At 63.3% G+C, this 17,083-nt stretch carries 15 protein-coding genes; 10 read left to right on the plus strand and 5 right to left on the minus strand.

The window, feature by feature from the left end:
• Window positions 1-51: 51 nt before the first annotated feature.
• The 5 genes from AB4074_RS10015 to AB4074_RS10035 all read right to left on the minus strand — a co-directional run bounded on the left by AB4074_RS10015 (window position 52) and on the right by AB4074_RS10035 (window position 5,808).
• Window positions 52-2,271: a S9 family peptidase gene (locus AB4074_RS10015; protein WP_441413249.1), complete on the minus strand. Its 2,220-nt coding sequence runs from the start codon at window positions 2,269-2,271 to the stop codon at window positions 52-54.
• A 78-nt stretch (window positions 2,272-2,349) separates the two neighbouring features.
• Window positions 2,350-2,841, minus strand: coding sequence for a hypothetical protein (locus AB4074_RS10020; protein WP_441413250.1), 492 nt, complete (start codon window positions 2,839-2,841; stop codon window positions 2,350-2,352).
• A gap of 58 nt (window positions 2,842-2,899) precedes the next feature.
• The gene (locus AB4074_RS10025; protein WP_441413251.1) at window positions 2,900-3,889 is read right to left on the minus strand and encodes a signal peptidase I; all 990 of its coding nucleotides are present in this window, start codon (window positions 3,887-3,889) and stop codon (window positions 2,900-2,902) included.
• Between the two features lie 88 nt (window positions 3,890-3,977).
• Window positions 3,978-4,604, minus strand: coding sequence for a TasA family protein (locus AB4074_RS10030; protein WP_441413252.1), 627 nt, complete (start codon window positions 4,602-4,604; stop codon window positions 3,978-3,980).
• A 160-nt stretch (window positions 4,605-4,764) separates the two neighbouring features.
• Window positions 4,765-5,808 (minus strand): LCP family protein, encoded by a 1,044-nt coding sequence (locus AB4074_RS10035; protein WP_441413253.1) that lies wholly within the window; start codon window positions 5,806-5,808, stop codon window positions 4,765-4,767.
• A gap of 419 nt (window positions 5,809-6,227) precedes the next feature.
• Between AB4074_RS10035 and AB4074_RS10040 the strand changes: the two genes are divergently transcribed.
• The 10 genes from AB4074_RS10040 to AB4074_RS10085 all read left to right on the plus strand — a co-directional run bounded on the left by AB4074_RS10040 (window position 6,228) and on the right by AB4074_RS10085 (window position 17,079).
• Entirely contained in the window at window positions 6,228-7,190 is a 963-nt protein-coding gene (locus AB4074_RS10040; RefSeq protein WP_441413254.1) for a plastocyanin/azurin family copper-binding protein, read from the plus strand.
• 191 nt (window positions 7,191-7,381) lie between these two features.
• A complete protein-coding gene (locus AB4074_RS10045) occupies window positions 7,382-8,047 on the plus strand; it encodes a PAS and ANTAR domain-containing protein (RefSeq protein ID WP_441413255.1) in 666 nt (221 codons plus the stop codon).
• 99 nt (window positions 8,048-8,146) lie between these two features.
• Complete coding sequence (locus tag AB4074_RS10050; protein ID WP_441413256.1) at window positions 8,147-10,951, plus strand: PEP/pyruvate-binding domain-containing protein; 2,805 nt, start codon at window positions 8,147-8,149, stop codon at window positions 10,949-10,951.
• Between the two features lie 612 nt (window positions 10,952-11,563).
• Window positions 11,564-11,776, plus strand: a complete 213-nt coding sequence (locus tag AB4074_RS10055; RefSeq protein ID WP_236812567.1) for a Flp family type IVb pilin — start codon at window positions 11,564-11,566, stop codon at window positions 11,774-11,776.
• 49 nt (window positions 11,777-11,825) lie between these two features.
• Window positions 11,826-12,053 (plus strand): Flp family type IVb pilin, encoded by a 228-nt coding sequence (locus AB4074_RS10060; protein WP_441413257.1) that lies wholly within the window; start codon window positions 11,826-11,828, stop codon window positions 12,051-12,053.
• A 125-nt stretch (window positions 12,054-12,178) separates the two neighbouring features.
• Complete coding sequence (locus AB4074_RS10065; protein ID WP_441413258.1) at window positions 12,179-12,553, plus strand: TadE/TadG family type IV pilus assembly protein; 375 nt, start codon at window positions 12,179-12,181, stop codon at window positions 12,551-12,553.
• On the plus strand, window positions 12,541-13,617 hold the full coding sequence (locus AB4074_RS10070; RefSeq protein ID WP_441413259.1) for a Tad domain-containing protein: 1,077 nt from the start codon (window positions 12,541-12,543) through the stop codon (window positions 13,615-13,617). Before AB4074_RS10065 ends, AB4074_RS10070 begins: the two co-directional genes overlap by 13 nt.
• Window positions 13,614-14,363 (plus strand): Flp pilus assembly protein CpaB, encoded by a 750-nt coding sequence (gene cpaB, locus AB4074_RS10075; protein ID WP_441413260.1) that lies wholly within the window; start codon window positions 13,614-13,616, stop codon window positions 14,361-14,363. Before AB4074_RS10070 ends, cpaB begins: the two co-directional genes overlap by 4 nt.
• A complete protein-coding gene (locus AB4074_RS10080; protein WP_441413261.1) occupies window positions 14,360-15,553 on the plus strand; it encodes an AAA family ATPase in 1,194 nt (397 codons plus the stop codon). The genes cpaB and AB4074_RS10080 overlap by 4 nt, the downstream gene beginning before the upstream one ends.
• Entirely contained in the window at window positions 15,553-17,079 is a 1,527-nt protein-coding gene (locus AB4074_RS10085; protein ID WP_441413262.1) for a CpaF family protein, read from the plus strand. Before AB4074_RS10080 ends, AB4074_RS10085 begins: the two co-directional genes overlap by 1 nt.
• Window positions 17,080-17,083: the final 4 nt, after the last annotated feature.

The raw sequence follows: 17,083 nt of genomic DNA on the forward strand, positions 1-17,083 counted from the left end.
GCTCCTACTGTTTCGGTTCGGCCCCCTGGGGAGAGCCTACTATCGAGAACGCTACTTGAGTCCTGCACCGGGCAGCAGATCGACGGCGCCGAGCGAGTCCGCGACGAAGGCATAGTCCCAAGCACGCTCGCGCCACTGCACGTATCGTCCCGAGGCTCCGCCGTGTCCGCCGTCCATCTCGATCTTCATCACGATGGGCGCCGTGCCGGTGGTCTCGGAGCGCAGTACCTGGACCCATTTGGCCGGCTCAACGTAGAACACGCGGGTGTCGTTGAAAGAGGTCACTGCTGCGATCTTCGGATAGGAGACGGCACGGATGTTCTCGTACGGGGTGTAGGACTTCATGTACTCGTACACCTCGGGATCAGTGATGGGGTTGCCCCATTCCTCCCACTCGAGTGCGGAGAGCGGCAGTTCCGGGTCGAGGATGGTGTTCAGCGCATCCACGAATGGCACGGCGGCCACGATCGCCGCGTACTTTTCCGGGGCAAGGTTCGCTATGGCGCCCATGAGCAGGCCGCCCGCGGAGCCACCCATGGCGGCGATCCGCCCCGGCGCCACCCAGCCGGAGGACGCGAGCCAGTCCGTTGCTGCGATGAAGTCCGTGAAAGTGTTTTTCTTGTTGAGCTTCTTGCCGTCGTCGTACCAGCGTCGGCCGAGCTCGCCGCCGCCGCGGATGTGCGCGATCACCATGACGATTCCGCGGTCGAGGAGGGACAAACGCGCAACGCCGAAGCCGGGATCCATGCTGACCTCGTACGAGCCATAGCCATAGACCAGGCCCGCGGCGCTTGAGTCTTGCGCAAGGGAGGCGTGCCGCAGCACGGACAGCGGCACGCGCGTGCCGTCGGCCGCCGTCGCCCATTCCCGGGTGGCCACGTAGTCGGACGCGGTGTACCCGCCCAGCACCGGGCTTTCCTTGCGCAGCAGCAGTTCGCCTTGCGGCAGCGCGGCGGTGGGCAGCACGAAGTCGTACACCCTCGACGGCGTGAAGAAAGACGTGTATCCGATGCGGATCACCGGGGCTTCGTAGTCCGAACCCGCCACCCCGGCCGTGTACAGCTCCTCGTCAAAAGCAGGTTCAACGGCGGCGCCCTGCGCCGAGGTTCCAAGCCCGGCGAGGGGCAGCACCTGCACGCGTTCGATCGTGTCCTGCCGTACGGCCACCACCAGATGCGTCGAGGTGACGCCCGCGCCGTTGACGCGAACGGCGTCGGAATGCTCGACGACGGTGCGCCAGTTCTGCTCGGCCAGCGGCTTGGCGAACTCGGCCGGGTCCGCGATGGACACCATCGAGTTGATGGCGTTCTTGTTGTGGGTCAGGAGTATGGTCTCAACCCCATCGAGCAGGAACGGCTCGGCCTCGTAGAGGATGTGTTCGTCGCGGGAAATCACGGTGGACAGGCCGGCGTCGAAGTCGTCAAAGCGCAGCAGGCGCGTCTCGCTGAATTCCGAGCAGCCGATGCCCAGCACGAGGTACCGCCGGTCGGAGGAGAGCTCGAATCCGAGCCACATGGCGACGTCGTCCTCCTGGTAGATGACCTCGTCCTCGCTGACCGGCGTGCCCAGGACGTGGGACTTCACCTGGTAGGGCCGCCAGGCGTCGTCCACCACGGTGTAGAAGATCCGGGTGCCGTCGGGGGAAAAGGCGACGCCGTAGAAGATGTTCTCGATGACGTCGGGCAGCAGTTCGCCCGTGCGCAGGTCCTTGATGCGGAGCGTGAACCGTTCCTCACCGGAATTGTCTACGGCGTAGGCGTAAAGGTTGCCGTCCAACGTCACGGCCGTGCCGCCAACGGAGAAGAACGGCTTGCCTTCCGCCTCGGCGTTTCCGTCCAGCAGGACTTCTTCGCCCTGGAGTTCGACGCCGGGTTCCACCGCCGGGGGCGTCCAGTCCGCTACGGAATTGCCCGAGTTCGCGGCCCGGACGCGGCAATGAATGCCGTACTCCTTGCCCTCAACGGAGCGGGTGTAGTACCACCAGTCGTCCTTGCGGCTGGGGACCGAGAGGTCGGTCTCCTGGGTGCGGCCCTTGATTTCCTGGAAGATGGCTTCGCGCAGCGGTTCCTGGTGTGCGGTCACGGCTTCCTGGTAGGCATTTTCGGCCTTCAAGTGCTCAATGACCTCGGAGGATTCCTTGTCCCGCAGCCATTCGTAGTTGTCCACGAAAACATCGCCGTGGTGCTCGCGGGTGTGCGGCACCTTCTTGGCAACGGGAGCCGTTGCGCTTTCGGCGTGGGATGGCTGGGCGGAACCGGAAGTCTGGGTCATGCTCTCAATATATAGAGCCTGACCGAGGCCGGCGCCCGCGTTCGCTGCGGGGGTAGCGGTGGGGGTAGCGGGGAGCGCTTAGCAGGTGACCTGACCGGTTTTGCTTGCGCCGGTCCAGATGTTGCTGGTGCCGGGGACCGGGTACTGGTTTTGGACGGTCCAGGAGTAAATAGTGCCGCGGTTGGGATTGCCGGTCGGGGTGTAGCTTGCGGTGCTTCCTTGGGTGCTGGTTGCAGTGAAGAGGACGTTTCCGCCGTTGGTTACGGTGAACACTCCAACGAACCGCGGATCCGGCAGCGCCCAAGAGGTGAGTTTGATTTTGGGCTTCGACCCGCTGCAGCTTGCAGTGACGGTCGCGCTCGACGCCAAGGTGGCGGAGGAGATGGGGAGGGCTGCGCTCGCGGACCCGTTGAACGCGGCCTGGGCGATGCCGGGAGCGAACACCAGTACCGCAGCCGCTGCCAGGACCGCGCCGACTCGCCCCAACGCAGGGGTCTGAGCGGCGTCGGCGGTGCTCCGGCTTCTACGCAAGGTCAGCGGCTTTCTGTCAGGCCCGGTGGTCCATCCCATTCTCACCGCTTTCATGCGGTAAAGGCAGCGGACCCGGTTCGGTTCTTTGAAGAGGATTTCATGCAGCGCGCCGCGCGGTGTGACCGCCCAGGGCTTTTTCCAGCTGTGGTTGGTGCTGGCGGACGAGTTCCCCGGCTTCAATCGCCGCGGTGTGATCGGTCGTGACCAAGGCGTGTTCGAGGCGGACGCAGTGCTGTTCCATCCGGAGCGCCCCTACCATCGAGGAGCTGGTTTTCAGGCTGAGCACCGCATCCATCGCGAGGTCGCTGTCGCCGGTGTTCAGTGCGTGGCTGATCTTGTCCACCCGCTGTGGCAGCAGCCTCGCGTACGCGGCGGCGAACTTCTCAGCGGCCTCCTTGCTCTTCATCTCCCTGGCCAGGCGCTTGAGGGGGCGGCGGTCAAAGGCCGGCAGGGCGGCGCCGGCGTCCACGGCGTCGTCGTCGCCTTCGGGCTTTTTCCGCCAGATGGAGACGAGCACCATGACCACCAGGGCAGCCGGAGCGCCGTACATCAGGACCTTCAGGACCACAGGGTCGCGAAGGGCCCGGATCGCGTTGCCGAGGTAGGGAACGGTGAACACCTGGCGGTCAACCTGGCCTCCTGCCAGGGTCGCTGTCCAGGGGTCGGCGCCGTTGTTGGCATCGCCCTTGGTACGGACGGTGGCAGTGCCTTGGTTGTTCACCGTCAAGTCGATGATCCGGTGGGTCTCCACCCGCTGGTCCTCCACCGGAATGTGGTAGGTGATGATGTCCCCGACCTTCAGCTCCCGGACCGCCACGGGAACGGTGACAACCACGTCTCCCGGGTTGATCAGCGGCGACATCGAGCCGGTGAGCATGGTGCTGGTCTGGTATCCGAGGACTCGGGGCCCGACGGCGAGGAACAGGAACGCGGCGACCGCGGCGACCATCGCCGTCGTCGTGATGACGCTGACCATGGCCCCGGCAACCCTCGACCCAATGCCCGAGTTCTTATCGGAGCCCGGTGTCGCCGGCGTGGTGGCTGTCCGGGAGACCCGTTGCGTGGGGCGGACCAGTGATGCGGTCATGGCTGGGTCTCCGTTCTTGTGGGAGGCCCTCCGCCGTCGTTTTTCAGGGGGGCTCGACGGCGGAGGGCTGGCTGGGGGTGGGGTGGTGTTACTGGGCGGCGGCGGTGCGCTGGGTGCCGGTGAAGGTGAAGGCGATGGTGCTGCTTTGGTTCTGCAGGGAGTTGTCGGCGGTGGCGGGCAGGGTCAGGGTGACGCGGAGGTCGTCAGTGTGTCCGGGAGCGATCGAGGTCAGGTTTGCCAGGGTGACGTTGGCGCCGATGACGGAGCGGGAAGCCAGGACGGACGTGATGGTGCCGCCGGTGCAGGCGTAGGTGTAGGCGGTGCCGGTGAGGGTTTCGGACCACGGGACGGAGCATTCGTCGACGGTCATCTGCAGGCCCATGGTCGGGTCGGTGTCCAGTTTGGAGCCCGGAGCCGTCGCCGCGGTGGTCAGGGTGATGGCGGAGAGGTTCTGGTTTCCGGTGGCGTTGCTCAGGGTGGCTACGCGCTGGACGGTGTCTCCGGGGACCAGGCCGGAGGCGGCGACGCTGAGGCGGTTCGTGGTGCCGGAGGCGCCCAGGGCGATGTTCACGATGCCGGAGGCGACGGTGTTGCTGGCGGAGGTGCTGGAGGTGAAGGCACCGTAGGTTCCCAGTCCTGCCACGCCGGCAGCAGTGCCGACCAGGGCCAGGGAAGCAATGACTTTGCCGGTGGTGGTTTTCAGGTTGAGACCCATGATCGTTTTCCGTTTCTTGAAGCCCGTGAGACCGGGACTTTGCTGTCCGATGACCTCTACTTTCCGGCAGGTTTTTTAGGAAGCCGCAAGGATCCCGCAAGCTTTTCTCGAAGATTAGTTAAATATTCAATCAAGATCTTTGCGAGTGTTGAGTGGCGGCTCAGTAACCGTGGGCGGCCACATATTCAGGCAGGGTGTCGTCCCGCAGAGCCGCGGCCACTTCTCCGATTCCCGCGTAATCCGGCACCACGATCGATTGTCCGTCCGGGGAGGTACCCGTGCCCGCAGTGGGCAGGGTGAAGAAGACGGAGGCTTTGGGGTCCACGGTGCGGAGTCCGTAGGCCAGGATGGCGACGGCTGCGGGGTCGTATCCCTGGTCCACAGTGAGGTAGTTGGCTGCAAATTGGACGAGTCCCAACACACCGGCAGGAGTCTGGACGCCCCCGGAAAGCTTGGCCAACAGGGCGCGGAGGAACGTCTGCTGGTCGCGGACGCGCTGGTAGTCTCCGTCCACGAACGAGTAGCGCTCGCGGACGAACTCCAGGGCCGCTTCTCCGTCCAAGTGGTTGACGCCGGCAACAAAGGTGTGATGGGTATCAAAGCTTGCGGTGAAGGGCAGTGTGACATTGACGTCGATCCCGCCGAGGCCGTCGGTCAGGACTTTGAAGCCCTCGAAGTCCAGCATCGCGGTGTGGTCTATGTGCGTGCCCAATAGCGTCTCGACGGTCCGGACCACCAGGGGGATGCCTCCCACCTCAAGGCTGGCGTTGATTTTGGATGCGCCATAGCCCGGGATGTCCACCCAGTTGTCGCGCATGATCGAAATACCGTAGGCCTTGTGCCGGTCTGCTGGGACGTGGATCAGCATCAGGCAATCCGAGCGTTGGTCCGATGATTGCCCCGTTGTGACGGTCTGGTTGTTCTGGTCCCTGGCGTTGGCACGGCTGTCGCTGCCAATCACCAGGATGTTCATGGGGGTCGCGGGAAGCTCCGGGATGGTAGGCGGGGCCGGTGCTGCAGCCGTTGGCGCAGGGGACTTGGTGGGGGATGGAGTACGGGTGACCGTTGCGCCCGCGGAGGCGCTTGAGGGCGACGATCCGGACGAGGTCTTGTTGGATCCGGCGATGACCGCGGCCAGAACCACCACGAGGGCCAGCAGAACTGCGAGTCCCGCCGCAAGCCACAGTCGCCGTCGTCCGTTCATGTCCGGAACGTATCACCCAGGTGAGTTAAAAACGCGCCAGGGAAGGCCTCATTTCGGCCACAATAATCGCCCGTATGCAGTCCCGGAGTCTCGACAAAATAACGTCCAGGTAGCACGATGAGAGATAAATCTCTCGCCTTCACATGGGCCGGCTTTGCCGTGTCCTTTCGGTTCCGCAATGGGGGGCTCTTAGCCCACGGAGCTGGACGTTATCCCTGCGAGCAAGGGAGGATCCTGCATGGCCCCAACGTCGTGGCGCCGCACCGCTTGCGGGGGACGGGCAGCAGCTGCGAGCTGAAGTTCATAGGGAATTTATAAGAAACCGAGTCACCGTCAAACGACGCCATGGTCTCCGGCGCCTCAAAATTTCCAGGCTAATAACAGCCGGTCAGCAAAGATTTTTCTAAGGAATGAGTCTTATGACTGCTCATCCAAAACCCCATCTATTGCCGCGCCTTCGAGCCCTCATGGTTTTGCTACTTGCCCTCGTGTTGCCGGTGGCCCTGAGTGGCACAGCAGCAGCGGACAGTGGCAAATCCGCAAGGACGTGGACTGTCCAGGTCGGCTCCGAATCATCGGACCAGGCCATCCAGGGAATGTCCTTCCTGCCGAAGAACATTTTCATCAATGCCGGGGACAAAGTCACCTGGGAGGCCAACGCGGCCGAAATCCATACGGTCACGTTCCTGGCCGCGGGGCAAACCATCGAGTCCACGCAACCTTTTGATCCTTTCAGCCCCTTGTATATATCCGCGCAGGGCGGCACGTCCTACGACGGGCACTCCTATTACAACTCCGGCGTGATGTCGAACGTCTCGAACAGTGGCTTCGCCGAAGTCAGTTCCTACACCTTGAAGTTCCCGGATACAGGCGATTTCACGTACTACTGCCTGGTGCACGGTGCGGCCCAGAAGGGCACGGTCCACGTGCGGGCCAAGGGTACGGACTACCCGTACACCCAGGAGCAATACAACAACCGGGTAGAGCGGGCTGAACGGGCCATCATCCGTGACGGTTACAAGCAATGGAGCGACGCCCGCGATCAGGCGGACAACCACACAGTGATTGCCGGGACCGACGACGGCGTCGCAATGGTCATGCGGTTCATCGAACCCAAAGTGGTCATTCACGTTGGCGAGAAAGTGAGCTTCGTGAACAACGGCATGGGCGAGCCGCACACGATCACCTTCGGTACCGAGCCGGCAAATCCGTTCCCGCCGCTCGGCGATCCAACGAATTACACGGGCGGACAGCTCAATTCGGGCATTTTGCCGCCGGGCGTGACATTCACGGTGACCTTCAACAAGGCTGGCGTGTACGACTACATCTGCGCACTCCACGATTACTTTGGAATGGTCGGCAAGGTGGTGGTGAAGGACTAAGCTGCTGATTTGGTAGTTTCTTGCATATCCGGGGCTGGTTTCCTGCATGGGCGCTACAAACACCCGGCTGGGAACCAAGCCCCGGTGTGCGGATGAGGGCGGACGCGACGGCGCGTGCCGCCGTCGTACGCGTTGTATTCTGTACGCTTAGCTGAATTAATAAGCACCCTTAGGAAATGAGTCTTTGCGCCATGTTGGACAGCCCTCATACGTACTCGAGTGCACTGGGCGCCCCCGGCTTTCTGGCCGGAACCTTCCTCTTTGACCCGCTTACGGGGAAAGCGGAATGGTCCGACGGGCTCTTCAATCTCCACGGCTACCAGCGAGGCGAAGTGGTGCCCACGCTCGAGCTGTTGATGTCGCACAAGCACCCGGAGGACAGGCCTCGGGCCATGGAGATCCTGGCTCAAGTATTTCGCGACGGCGGACACTTCTGCATCTACCACCGGATCATCGACGCGCAGGGACATGTCCGTCGCGTGCTGACGGCGGGGAACGCGCAACCGGGCCCGTCGGGGACCGTCGCGCTCGAGGGGACCACGGTCGACCTGACGTCCACGCTGCGGCGGGAAACCGAGCAAGCGGCGCGTGACGCCGTCGCGGGCGCCAATGCGACCCGGGGCGTCATCAATCAGGCACGCGGCATCCTGATGGGGCGGCTGCTCCTTAGCTCCGACGCAGCTTTCAAACTGCTTGTGAGTTGCAGCAGCATGACCAACGTCAAGGTCGCTGTCCTGGCCTCACACCTTGTTCGCGTGGCTGACACCGACGAGGGGCCGGAAGCCATGGACGGGTTCATTCGTGTTCTCCAGGCTTGCGACCAGGCGGCGGTGAAACGCGCGTTGGACCCGCAGTAAGAAGCCGGACAGCGCAGCCATCGCCTCTCGCCGGACGGCGTGGCAGTATGTTGTGAGTCAGGCTCGATGAGGGCGTCTCCGCGATAAGGAGCGACGGTCATGACCTACATCTACAACTTCGCCGATGTGCAAGCAGCCGACGTCGCCGTTGCCGGCGGCAAGGGCGTCGGGCTGGGCAACCTTGTTCGCGCCGGGCTTCCGGTCCCTCCAGGGTTCGTGCTGACCACCGCGGCGTATGAGGCCTTCGTGGATGCCAACGGAATTCAGGCGCGCATCCAGGAACTGGCGACGCTCCCGTCGGAGGCCGCGCCCCAGGATTACGAGGATGCCTCGGCCGCAATCCGGGACCTCTTCACTGGCGGCACCATGCCCGCGGCCATCGCATACGAGCTCGCCGCCGCTTATGAACGCCTCCGCGACGACGGCGACGGCGGCGGCGGCCGCGACGGCGGCTCTCGCGGCGGCGACGGCCGCGACGACGGCGCGCCCGTGGCGGTGCGCTCGTCCGCCACTGCCGAGGACCTCACCTCGGCCAGCTTCGCCGGGCAACAGGAAACCTACCTCAACGTCCGCGGCGCGGAAGCGTTGGATGCCGCCGTCGTCGATTGCTGGTCTTCCTTATGGACGGCGCGGGCCATGGCCTACCGGAACCGGGAAGGCATCGCACCGGGCGATGTACGCCTCGCGGTAGTGGTCCAGCGGATGGTCGAGGCCGAGGCGGCCGGGGTCATGTTCACGGCCAATCCGGCCAACGGGCGCCGCGACCAGATCGTCATCAGTGCCGCGTGGGGACTGGGGGAGTCCGTGGTCAGTGGAACAGTCACCACGGATGACCTTGTGGTCGAAGCGGGAACCGGCCGCGTGCTTTCGCGCCGGACGGCCGACAAGGAAGTCATGACTGTGTACGCGGACGGCGCTGAGGACCGCGGCGCCGCGCACCAGGCCGCGGACGGCGCCGCGCGCCAAGGAGGCACTACGGAGCAGCCGGTCCCGGCGACGCTTCGCAACCAGGCCGTGCTCGACGACGGAGCTGCCGCCGCGCTGGCCCGCTATGGAACACGGATTTCGGACTACTTCGGAACTCCGCAGGACATCGAATGGGCGCGGGCCGACGGCAATTTCTTCATGCTGCAGTCCAGGCCCATAACGGCCCTGCCTGAACCCGTAGCTGACACCCCGGACACCTGGCCGTTGCCCTACCCGAAGGGGCTCTACTTCCGGGCGAGCATCGTGGAACAGCTGCCGGACCCGCTCTCGCCGCTGTTCGCCGACCTCATTGACGGCTCGGTGACCCGTTCGCTCAAGACTCTGATGAACGAAGCCGTCGGGAGTGACGTGGTCAGGGATGGCGACGTCGGACTGCCCACCATCAACGGGTACGCCTACTACTACTACCGCTCCTCAGCAATGTGGCGGGTGATGGGCAAGGCGCCGGGGGCCATGCTCGCCTTGGCTCAGGGCAAGGCGCACATGGGCATGACCGGCTGGCGTGAATTCTCGCATCCGCGCTACAAGGAAGTGCTCAAAGACTGGTCGGCGAAGTCCGCGGCGGAGCTTTCAGGAGAAGAGTTGCTTGAGGGTGTCCGGACGTTGCTGGACGCCGGAACCGTGTACTACACCGCCGTGGAGTCAGTCATTCCGATCGCCGCGACGAGCGAAATCTCCTTCCGGGCGTTCTACGACAAACTCATCCGGCGCGCTGGAGATCCTCCGGCCGAGACATTCCTCCTCGGCTACGACAGTGAACCGATCCGTGCGGAGAAATCGTTGTACGACCTCGCGGCCTGGGCCCGGGAAGTTGAGGGGCTGGCCCCGGCGATCCTCCATCAAGCGACGGCGGCACTGGCCGAGTCGCAGCGTAGCTGGCTCCCGCCTGCCGGCATGGACCCGGCCCTCTGGCAGCAGTGGCATCCACGTTTCCAGGCCCACCTCGATCGCTTCGGCCATGCGGTCTACAACCTGGACTTCGCCAGCCCGGTACCGGCGGACGATCCTTCGCCGCTGTTGGATACAGTGAAGTTCTACCTGCGTGGACAAGGCAACGACCCGCATGAGCGCCAGCGGCTCTCGGCCGCCCGGCGGGAGGACCAAACCGAGCGGGTGCTCGCCCGGCTCGGACAGACCCGTCTCGGGCGGAGTCGCAAGGCGCCGTTCATCCGGCTGCTCCGGTGGGCGCAGAAGTCCGCACCGATACGCGAAGATGCCCTGGCCGACGTCGGGCTTGCCTGGCCGCTGATCCGGCGGATGCTGCTCGAACTCGGACAACGGCTGGTGTACTCCGGCGTCATCACCCGCCCCGCCGACGTGTTCTGGCTGCGCCAGCAGGAGCTGCAAAGCGCCGTCGAGTTCGGCCTCACCGCGCCGCAGCCGCTGGGCACGGCGGAACCGCTTGCACCGGTGGCGGTGGCAATTACGGGGGCTGTGCGCCCCGTCCGTGCCGACGTCGTCGAGGAACGCAAGATGCTTTGGCGGGGCCAGGCCAAGGCCGCCGCGCCGCAACTGCTGCCGGAGACCCGTTGGATGAAGCGCACTTTCGAATCAATGATGCCGGCACGCTCCCAGGACCAGCCGGGCGATGTCATCAAGGGGGTCGGCGCCAGTGCGGGCAGGGTTAGTGCTCCTGCGCGCGTCCTGGGCGGGCCTCAGGATTTCGGCCAGATGGCGCCCGGTGAGGTTCTGGTTGCCCGTATCACTACTCCCGCATGGACCTCGTTGTTCGCGATGGCGTCCGCCGTGGTCACCGACGTCGGCGGCCCGTTGAGCCACAGTTCGATTGTGGCCCGCGAATACGGCATCCCCGCAGTGCTCGGCACCGGAGTCGCCACCCAGCGGCTCACGAGCGGCCAACAAATCACCGTCGACGGCGACGCCGGCACCGTGACCGTCGAGCACCCACCCGCCTAGCGTTGCGCCCCCACCGACGCCCGCTCACATATGTGGGGCTTTCGGCGGACGCTCGCTCACTTGTGTGGGGTTTTGGGCGGACGCTCGCTCACTTGATCTGAGCGAGGGTTACGCCCAACCGCCATATATCTGAGCGAGGGTTACGCCCAAGGGCCATATATGTGAGCCGGCGTCCTGGGGCGATGTGCCGCGGGCCGGTTCGTCGGGGCCCGACGGCGGCAGTCCCGTTGCACTGTTTTCTGACCTTCGCAGTGTCCCCCCAACGCTCGCTCACATTTGGGGTGTTTTCGGCGGACGCTCGCTCAGATGATGTGAGCGAGCGTCCTGAAATTTGGCCATATATGTGAGCGAGCGTCCTGGGATCTGGCCATATATGTGAGCCGGCGTCCTGGGAGGGCCCGACGGCGGCGGGGCAGTCGCGCTGTTTTCCCACCTTTGGTCGCGCGCCAAGATCGCAAGGTCTGCCTAGGTTTAACCCAAGAAATGCGCAGGATCGCGAGTCTTGGCACAGGTTGTCCCAAGGACTGCTCCACGGGGTATTGGGCGTTGCTAAGTTGCTTGTGGGCCGGTGCTGGACCAGCCCGTATCTCCCAACTCGCTCAGGAGTTTCACATGTTTGCTTTCTTCTCCAATGCCGCTTCGCGCATCCGTCGTAGCGAAAAGGGCGCCACCGCCGTCGAATACGGCATCATGGTTGCCCTCATTGCTGTCGTCATCATCGTCGCCGTCACGGCACTGGGTGGGACGGTCAAGAACACCTTCTCCCAGGTCCAATGCTCAGTTTCCGGCAAAACGTGGAACACCACCACCAACGTTTGCGGCTAGTAGCTTCGCGTCCTGCCCTACCGTTCGCACCAGACAACAAGGAGCATCAATGCTTTCCGCTTTCCTAAAGTCCGCGTCTCACGTGCGGCGCGACGAAAGAGGTGCCACCGCCGTCGAATATGGCATCATGGTCGCCCTCATCGCAGTGGTGATCATCGCCGCTGTGACCCTGCTGGGTGGGACAGTTCATGACACCTTCACCCAAGCCCAGTGTTCCATAGCTGGTAAAACCACCTTCAGTGCAGGATCAGGCCCCGGTCAAGCCACCTGCCCCTAGGAGGCGCTCGGCACGGTGCCTTGGTGGCAACACCAGCACACCAAGCAAATCCCGAGTGGCGGCGGCATTCAGGCGGCCGCCACTCTGCTTGACTCGAACCATCCGTTCTCTGGGAGGGCAACATCATGCCGAGGGCTTCAGAGCGCGGTGCCGTGGCGGTCGAGTTCGCCATCCTCGCACCCGTCTTGATCATGTTGCTCCTGGGAATCATGGAATTCGGCAGGGCCTACAACGTGCAGGTATCGCTCTCGAATGCAGCCCGCGAAGGAGTTCGCGTCATGGCAATCTCTAATGACCAAACCGCCGCCAAGACAGCGGCGAAGAACGCTGCCGTGTCGTTGAATCCACAGCTGGCAGACACGAACTTCACTTTCAGTCCGGCGAGCTGTACCTCCGGCGCCCAGATGTCCGTGACCATCAAATACACCCTCAGCACGCTCACGGGATTCGCGGGGCCTTTCCCCATGCAAGGAGTAGGAGTCATGGTATGCGGCGGCTGATGATCCCTAACAACAACAACGACGGCGAACGCGGTGCGATTGCCGTTCTCGTCGCTCTCTTGTTGGTGGTGCTGCTCGGGTTCGCCGCCCTCGCCGTGGATGCAGGAATGCTGTATTCAGAACGGGCGCAAGTTCAGAACGGATCCGACGCCGCCGCCCTCGCGGTGGCGCAGAAATGCGCCGCGAGTACGAGCGATCCGAATTGCTCCACCACGTCCCCAATCGCCAGCGACATCGCAAACAAGAACGCAAACGATGGCCTGAACAACATCAAGTCGATCAATCTGGATCTGACAAACCGGAAGGTCACCGTGACCGCCGGGGCCCAGCAGGCTGGCGGCGCGCCGAATGCCGTTTCACTCCTCTTCGCCCGCGTCCTGGGCATGAACAGCACGAATGTCTTGACCACGTCCAGTGTTCAGTGGGGCAGCCCATCGGCCGGTACCACTCCGTTCCCACTTGCATATTCCATCTGCCAAGTGCAGGGATACATCGGCGGGGCACTCCAGCTACTTCAGGATCACGGCTCCGGTGCCAATCCGAGCTGCAATTACGGTCCATCCGGCGCCGCCGTGCCTGGAGGGTTCGGCTGGCTCGCCCAGGATGCCGGGTTGTGTGGCAGCACGATCAACCTCGCCACCAGCGAAGCCGGCAGCTCCCAGGGAAACAGTTCGCCGGGTAATTGCGCAGCCACCCTCCAAAAGTGGGGCGACACGATCACCGCTGGACGGGATGTCATCGTTCTGCTCCCTGTCTTCGACGTTGCAACGGGCACAGGAGCCGGGGCTATCTACCATCTCGTGTCCTTCGCCGCATTCAAAGTGACGGGGTGGAAGTTCAGCGGCGGCAACAACAGCCTTCCGGACAGTTTCCACAACACGAGTGCCTATGTGTCTTCAGCTCTTTCCTGCACCGGAGGCTGCCGCGGAATCATCGGGAGTTTCGTCAAGTACGTATCGCTGGCGGATGGCTACTCGCTGGGGCCCGTGGACGCCTACGGGCCACCAATGTCCGCCTCACCAACTAGTTTCCATCCGTTCTTCGAGCACAGGAGTAGTAAGTGAAGTCACGCTTGTTGGCCGGATCGGCAGCGGCACTGCTGGCCGTCGTCGGGGTGATTCTCGTATTCTCCTACGCTCAAGGAGCGGATCAACGGGCAGTCCAGAATCTGGCGCCTGTTGACGTGCTGGTGGTCAAGGCGGCCATTCCTGCCGGCACCTCTGTGGACGCCATGAAGGATTCCTTGGTTACCCAGCAACTCCCGCAATCGGCGGTACCCCAGTCGGCCCTACACACTCTGGCGGACTCCACTGGCAAGGTTGCCGCCGTCGACCTCATCCCTGGCGAGACCCTGGTAGCCGAGCGTTTGGTGGCCCCGGATGCACTCAAGACTCCTGGAGACGTCAAGGTGCCCGCAGGGCTCCAGGAGGTCTCATTTCAACTGGAACCCCAGCGGGTAGTCGGGGGACTGCTGGTTCCTGGCGACCACATTGGAATATTCATCTCCATGTCGAGCGACAAGCCAACTACCGAATTGGCGATACACAAGGTTCTTGTGACGACGGTCCAACGCGCCCCCCAAACAGCAGCGAGTGCACAAGCGACGCCGAATCCCACGTCCGGTGCTGCCGGCTCCAAGGACAGCGCACTTCCCACGGGAGCCCTCCTGCTGACCGTTGCCGTGAGCGATGTGGACGCATCCAAGATCGTCTTCGCCGCCGAGTTCGAAAAGATCTGGCTCAGCAAAGAGCCGTTGGATGCCAAAGACAGTGGCCCCACCGTCATGCAGCAGAGCGGGGTCTACAAATGAGCCGCTTTGTCCTGATAACCCCGAACACCGACTTTGACCAACGTTTACGCCAAGCTGTCGCGGGCGGCCTGCCGGGGAGCGTGCAGACCTTCTTCACGAGCATTTTGCCGGCTGATCCAGCAGAACTGTTCGGCGCGCTCAACCAGGAACAACTCGAAGTGCTGATTCTGGGACCCGACGTGCCCGTGGAAGATGCCCTGCGCCTGGCCACCGTCTTCGATGTGCAGTTGCCGGAACTGAGCGTCATCCTTGTCAGTGAACTGGATCCTGCGTTTGTCCTCCAAGCCATGCGGTCCGGTATCCGCGACATCATGAGCCCGGACGCAGACCTGGCTCAGATACGGGTCATGCTTGAGCGCGCGTGCCAGTCTTTCGCGAGCCGGCAGCGCACTGGGGAACCCAAGCAATCCGGCTCCCCGAAGGGCCTGGTGATCGGCGTCTTTTCCCCCAAAGGCGGCGTGGGCAAGACGACCATCGCCACGAACATCGCAGTGGGGTTGGGCAAGATCGCGCCGATGAGCGTGGTGATCGTGGATCTGGACCTGCAATTCGGTGACGTCGCCTCCGGGCTCTACCTCAATCCGGAGCATACTGTCACCGATGCCGTTACTCCCTCGGCCAGCCAGGATTCCCTGGTGCTCAAGGCATTTCTCACTGTTCACCCGGCAAGCATCTATGCATTGTGCGCACCGAAGGACCCCGTCGAAGCAGACGAGATCTCTCCGGAACAAGTCGGCAGGCTCCTCGAACAGCTCGCACAAGAGTTCCAATATGTGGTTGTTGACACGGCACCCGGACTGCCCGAAATCGGGCTAGCTGCCCTCGAGCAATGCTCGGACGCTGTCTGGGTGACCGGCATGGACGTTCCAAGTGTCCGTGGCCTCCGTTCCGGCCTGGACATTCTCCGCAGGCTGAACATCCTGCCGGAAACGCGGCATGTGGTGCTCAACATGGCTGATTCCAAGTCGGGGCTATCGGTGCAGGACGTCGAGTCCACCGTAGGCGCCCCGGTTGACGTGAGCATCCCTCGATCGAAGGCCGTAGCGTTCTCCACCAACCGTGGCATTCCCGTGCTCCAGGACGCAGTGAAGGATCCGGCCGTCAAGGGACTCAAGCAACTTGTCGAGCGCTTCAATCCCGCGTGGCGTGCCACGGCACAGCGCAAACTGCACAGAAGGGTGGTGGTCTAATGAAGCTGTCTGAACGCCTGCATGCAGTCGAGGACAAGGTCGAAAGGTCCTCCGGCCAAGGGGTGGATCTTGGTCCGAGCCCTCTCTTTACGCCTAAACCGACATTCGCCGAGTCCGCGCAGCAAGTCATGCCGCATCCCATGGCGAAGTCCGGCAGTGCCGTAAAACCCCACACTTCAGTCAAGCTGTCTGACGTACCGGAGTCGCCGAAGCTCAGGGCCCAGCAGCCGGTGGACGCCTTTGCTGCCCTCAAGCAGCGCGCCGCCACGGCGTTGTTCGAGCGACTGGGGGCGAGGTTCAACGATTCGAGCGTCAGCGAACGTGAGTTGCGGTCGACTGCCCGGGAAGAACTCATCCGGATCATCGACGCCGAACAGGTCCCGCTGTCCGCGGACGAGCGCAGCAGGCTCGTGGCGGACGTAGCGGATGACGTCCTTGGCTATGGGCCGCTCCAACGCTTGCTGGACGATCCAGAGGTCACTGAAATCATGGTCAACCGAATGGACCAGATCTACGTCGAACGAAAAGGCAAGCTGACCCTCACGGACTCCGGATTCAGCTCCGAGGACCATCTCCGGAGGGTCATTGAACGCATCGTTTCAAAGGTGGGGCGCAGGATCGATGAGTCGTCCCCGCTCGTTGACGCGCGACTTGAGGACGGCTCCCGAGTCAATGCCGTGATCCCTCCGCTTGCGGTGGGAGGCTCGTCGCTGACCATCCGAAAATTCAGCAAGATACCGTTGACCATCAGGAACCTGATTGATTTCGGAACGCTCACGCCCGAGATGGCTGAGCTCCTCAATGCTTGCGTCAAGGCGAAGCTGAACATCATCGTTTCCGGAGGTACTGGAACCGGCAAGACGACACTGTTGAATGTCCTCTCGTCGTTCATCCCGGAAGACAACCGCATTGTCACCATTGAGGATGCCGTAGAACTCCAGATCCAGCAGCAACACGTCGTAAGGCTTGAGAGCCGGCCACCGAATACCGAGGGAAAGGGGGCCGTGACCATCAGGGAGTTGCTCAGGAACTCGCTTCGTATGCGCCCGGACAGGATCGTCGTCGGCGAGGTCCGCGGTGGAGAGTCCCTCGACATGCTGCAGGCCATGAACACCGGTCACGACGGCTCCCTCTCCACGGTGCACTCAAATTCTCCTCGCGACGCCGTTGCACGCCTCGAAACCCTGGTGCTCATGGCAGGCATGGACCTGCCATTGCGGGCAATCCGCGAGCAAATAGCGTCCGCCGTGAACCTCATCATCCAGATCTCCCGGTTGCGGGACGGAACTCGCCGCATCACGCACGTGACTGAGGTCCAAGGCATGGAAGGCGACATTGTCACCCTCCAGGATGCATTCGTTTTCGACTACTCGGCAGGCGTCGACGCCCACGGGAGATTTCTTGGAAAGCCCGTCCCAACGGGAATCCGTCCGCGCTTCATCGACCGCTTCGATGACTTGGGCATTCATGTATCTCCTGGGGTCTTTGCCGCTCCCCTGGCAACCGCAGCAGCAGCAAGGACGTGAACGG

Source organism: Arthrobacter sp. 2MCAF14 (assembly GCF_052115645.1).
Taxonomy (GTDB): domain Bacteria; phylum Actinomycetota; class Actinomycetes; order Actinomycetales; family Micrococcaceae; genus Arthrobacter.

Coding starts and splice junctions, on each gene's coding strand:
- AB4074_RS10015 (WP_441413249.1), bottom strand. CDS start 2,271: ATGACCCAGACTTCCGGTTCCGCCCAGCCATCCCACGCCGAAAGCGCA.
- AB4074_RS10020 (WP_441413250.1), bottom strand. CDS start 2,841: ATGGGATGGACCACCGGGCCTGACAGAAAGCCGCTGACCTTGCGTAGA.
- AB4074_RS10025 (WP_441413251.1), bottom strand. CDS start 3,889: ATGACCGCATCACTGGTCCGCCCCACGCAACGGGTCTCCCGGACAGCC.
- AB4074_RS10030 (WP_441413252.1), bottom strand. CDS start 4,604: ATGGGTCTCAACCTGAAAACCACCACCGGCAAAGTCATTGCTTCCCTG.
- AB4074_RS10035 (WP_441413253.1), bottom strand. CDS start 5,808: ATGAACGGACGACGGCGACTGTGGCTTGCGGCGGGACTCGCAGTTCTG.
- AB4074_RS10040 (WP_441413254.1), top strand. CDS start 6,228: ATGACTGCTCATCCAAAACCCCATCTATTGCCGCGCCTTCGAGCCCTC.
- AB4074_RS10045 (WP_441413255.1), top strand. CDS start 7,382: ATGTTGGACAGCCCTCATACGTACTCGAGTGCACTGGGCGCCCCCGGC.
- AB4074_RS10050 (WP_441413256.1), top strand. CDS start 8,147: ATGACCTACATCTACAACTTCGCCGATGTGCAAGCAGCCGACGTCGCC.
- AB4074_RS10055 (WP_236812567.1), top strand. CDS start 11,564: ATGTTTGCTTTCTTCTCCAATGCCGCTTCGCGCATCCGTCGTAGCGAA.
- AB4074_RS10060 (WP_441413257.1), top strand. CDS start 11,826: ATGCTTTCCGCTTTCCTAAAGTCCGCGTCTCACGTGCGGCGCGACGAA.
- AB4074_RS10065 (WP_441413258.1), top strand. CDS start 12,179: ATGCCGAGGGCTTCAGAGCGCGGTGCCGTGGCGGTCGAGTTCGCCATC.
- AB4074_RS10070 (WP_441413259.1), top strand. CDS start 12,541: ATGCGGCGGCTGATGATCCCTAACAACAACAACGACGGCGAACGCGGT.
- AB4074_RS10080 (WP_441413261.1), top strand. CDS start 14,360: ATGAGCCGCTTTGTCCTGATAACCCCGAACACCGACTTTGACCAACGT.
- AB4074_RS10085 (WP_441413262.1), top strand. CDS start 15,553: ATGAAGCTGTCTGAACGCCTGCATGCAGTCGAGGACAAGGTCGAAAGG.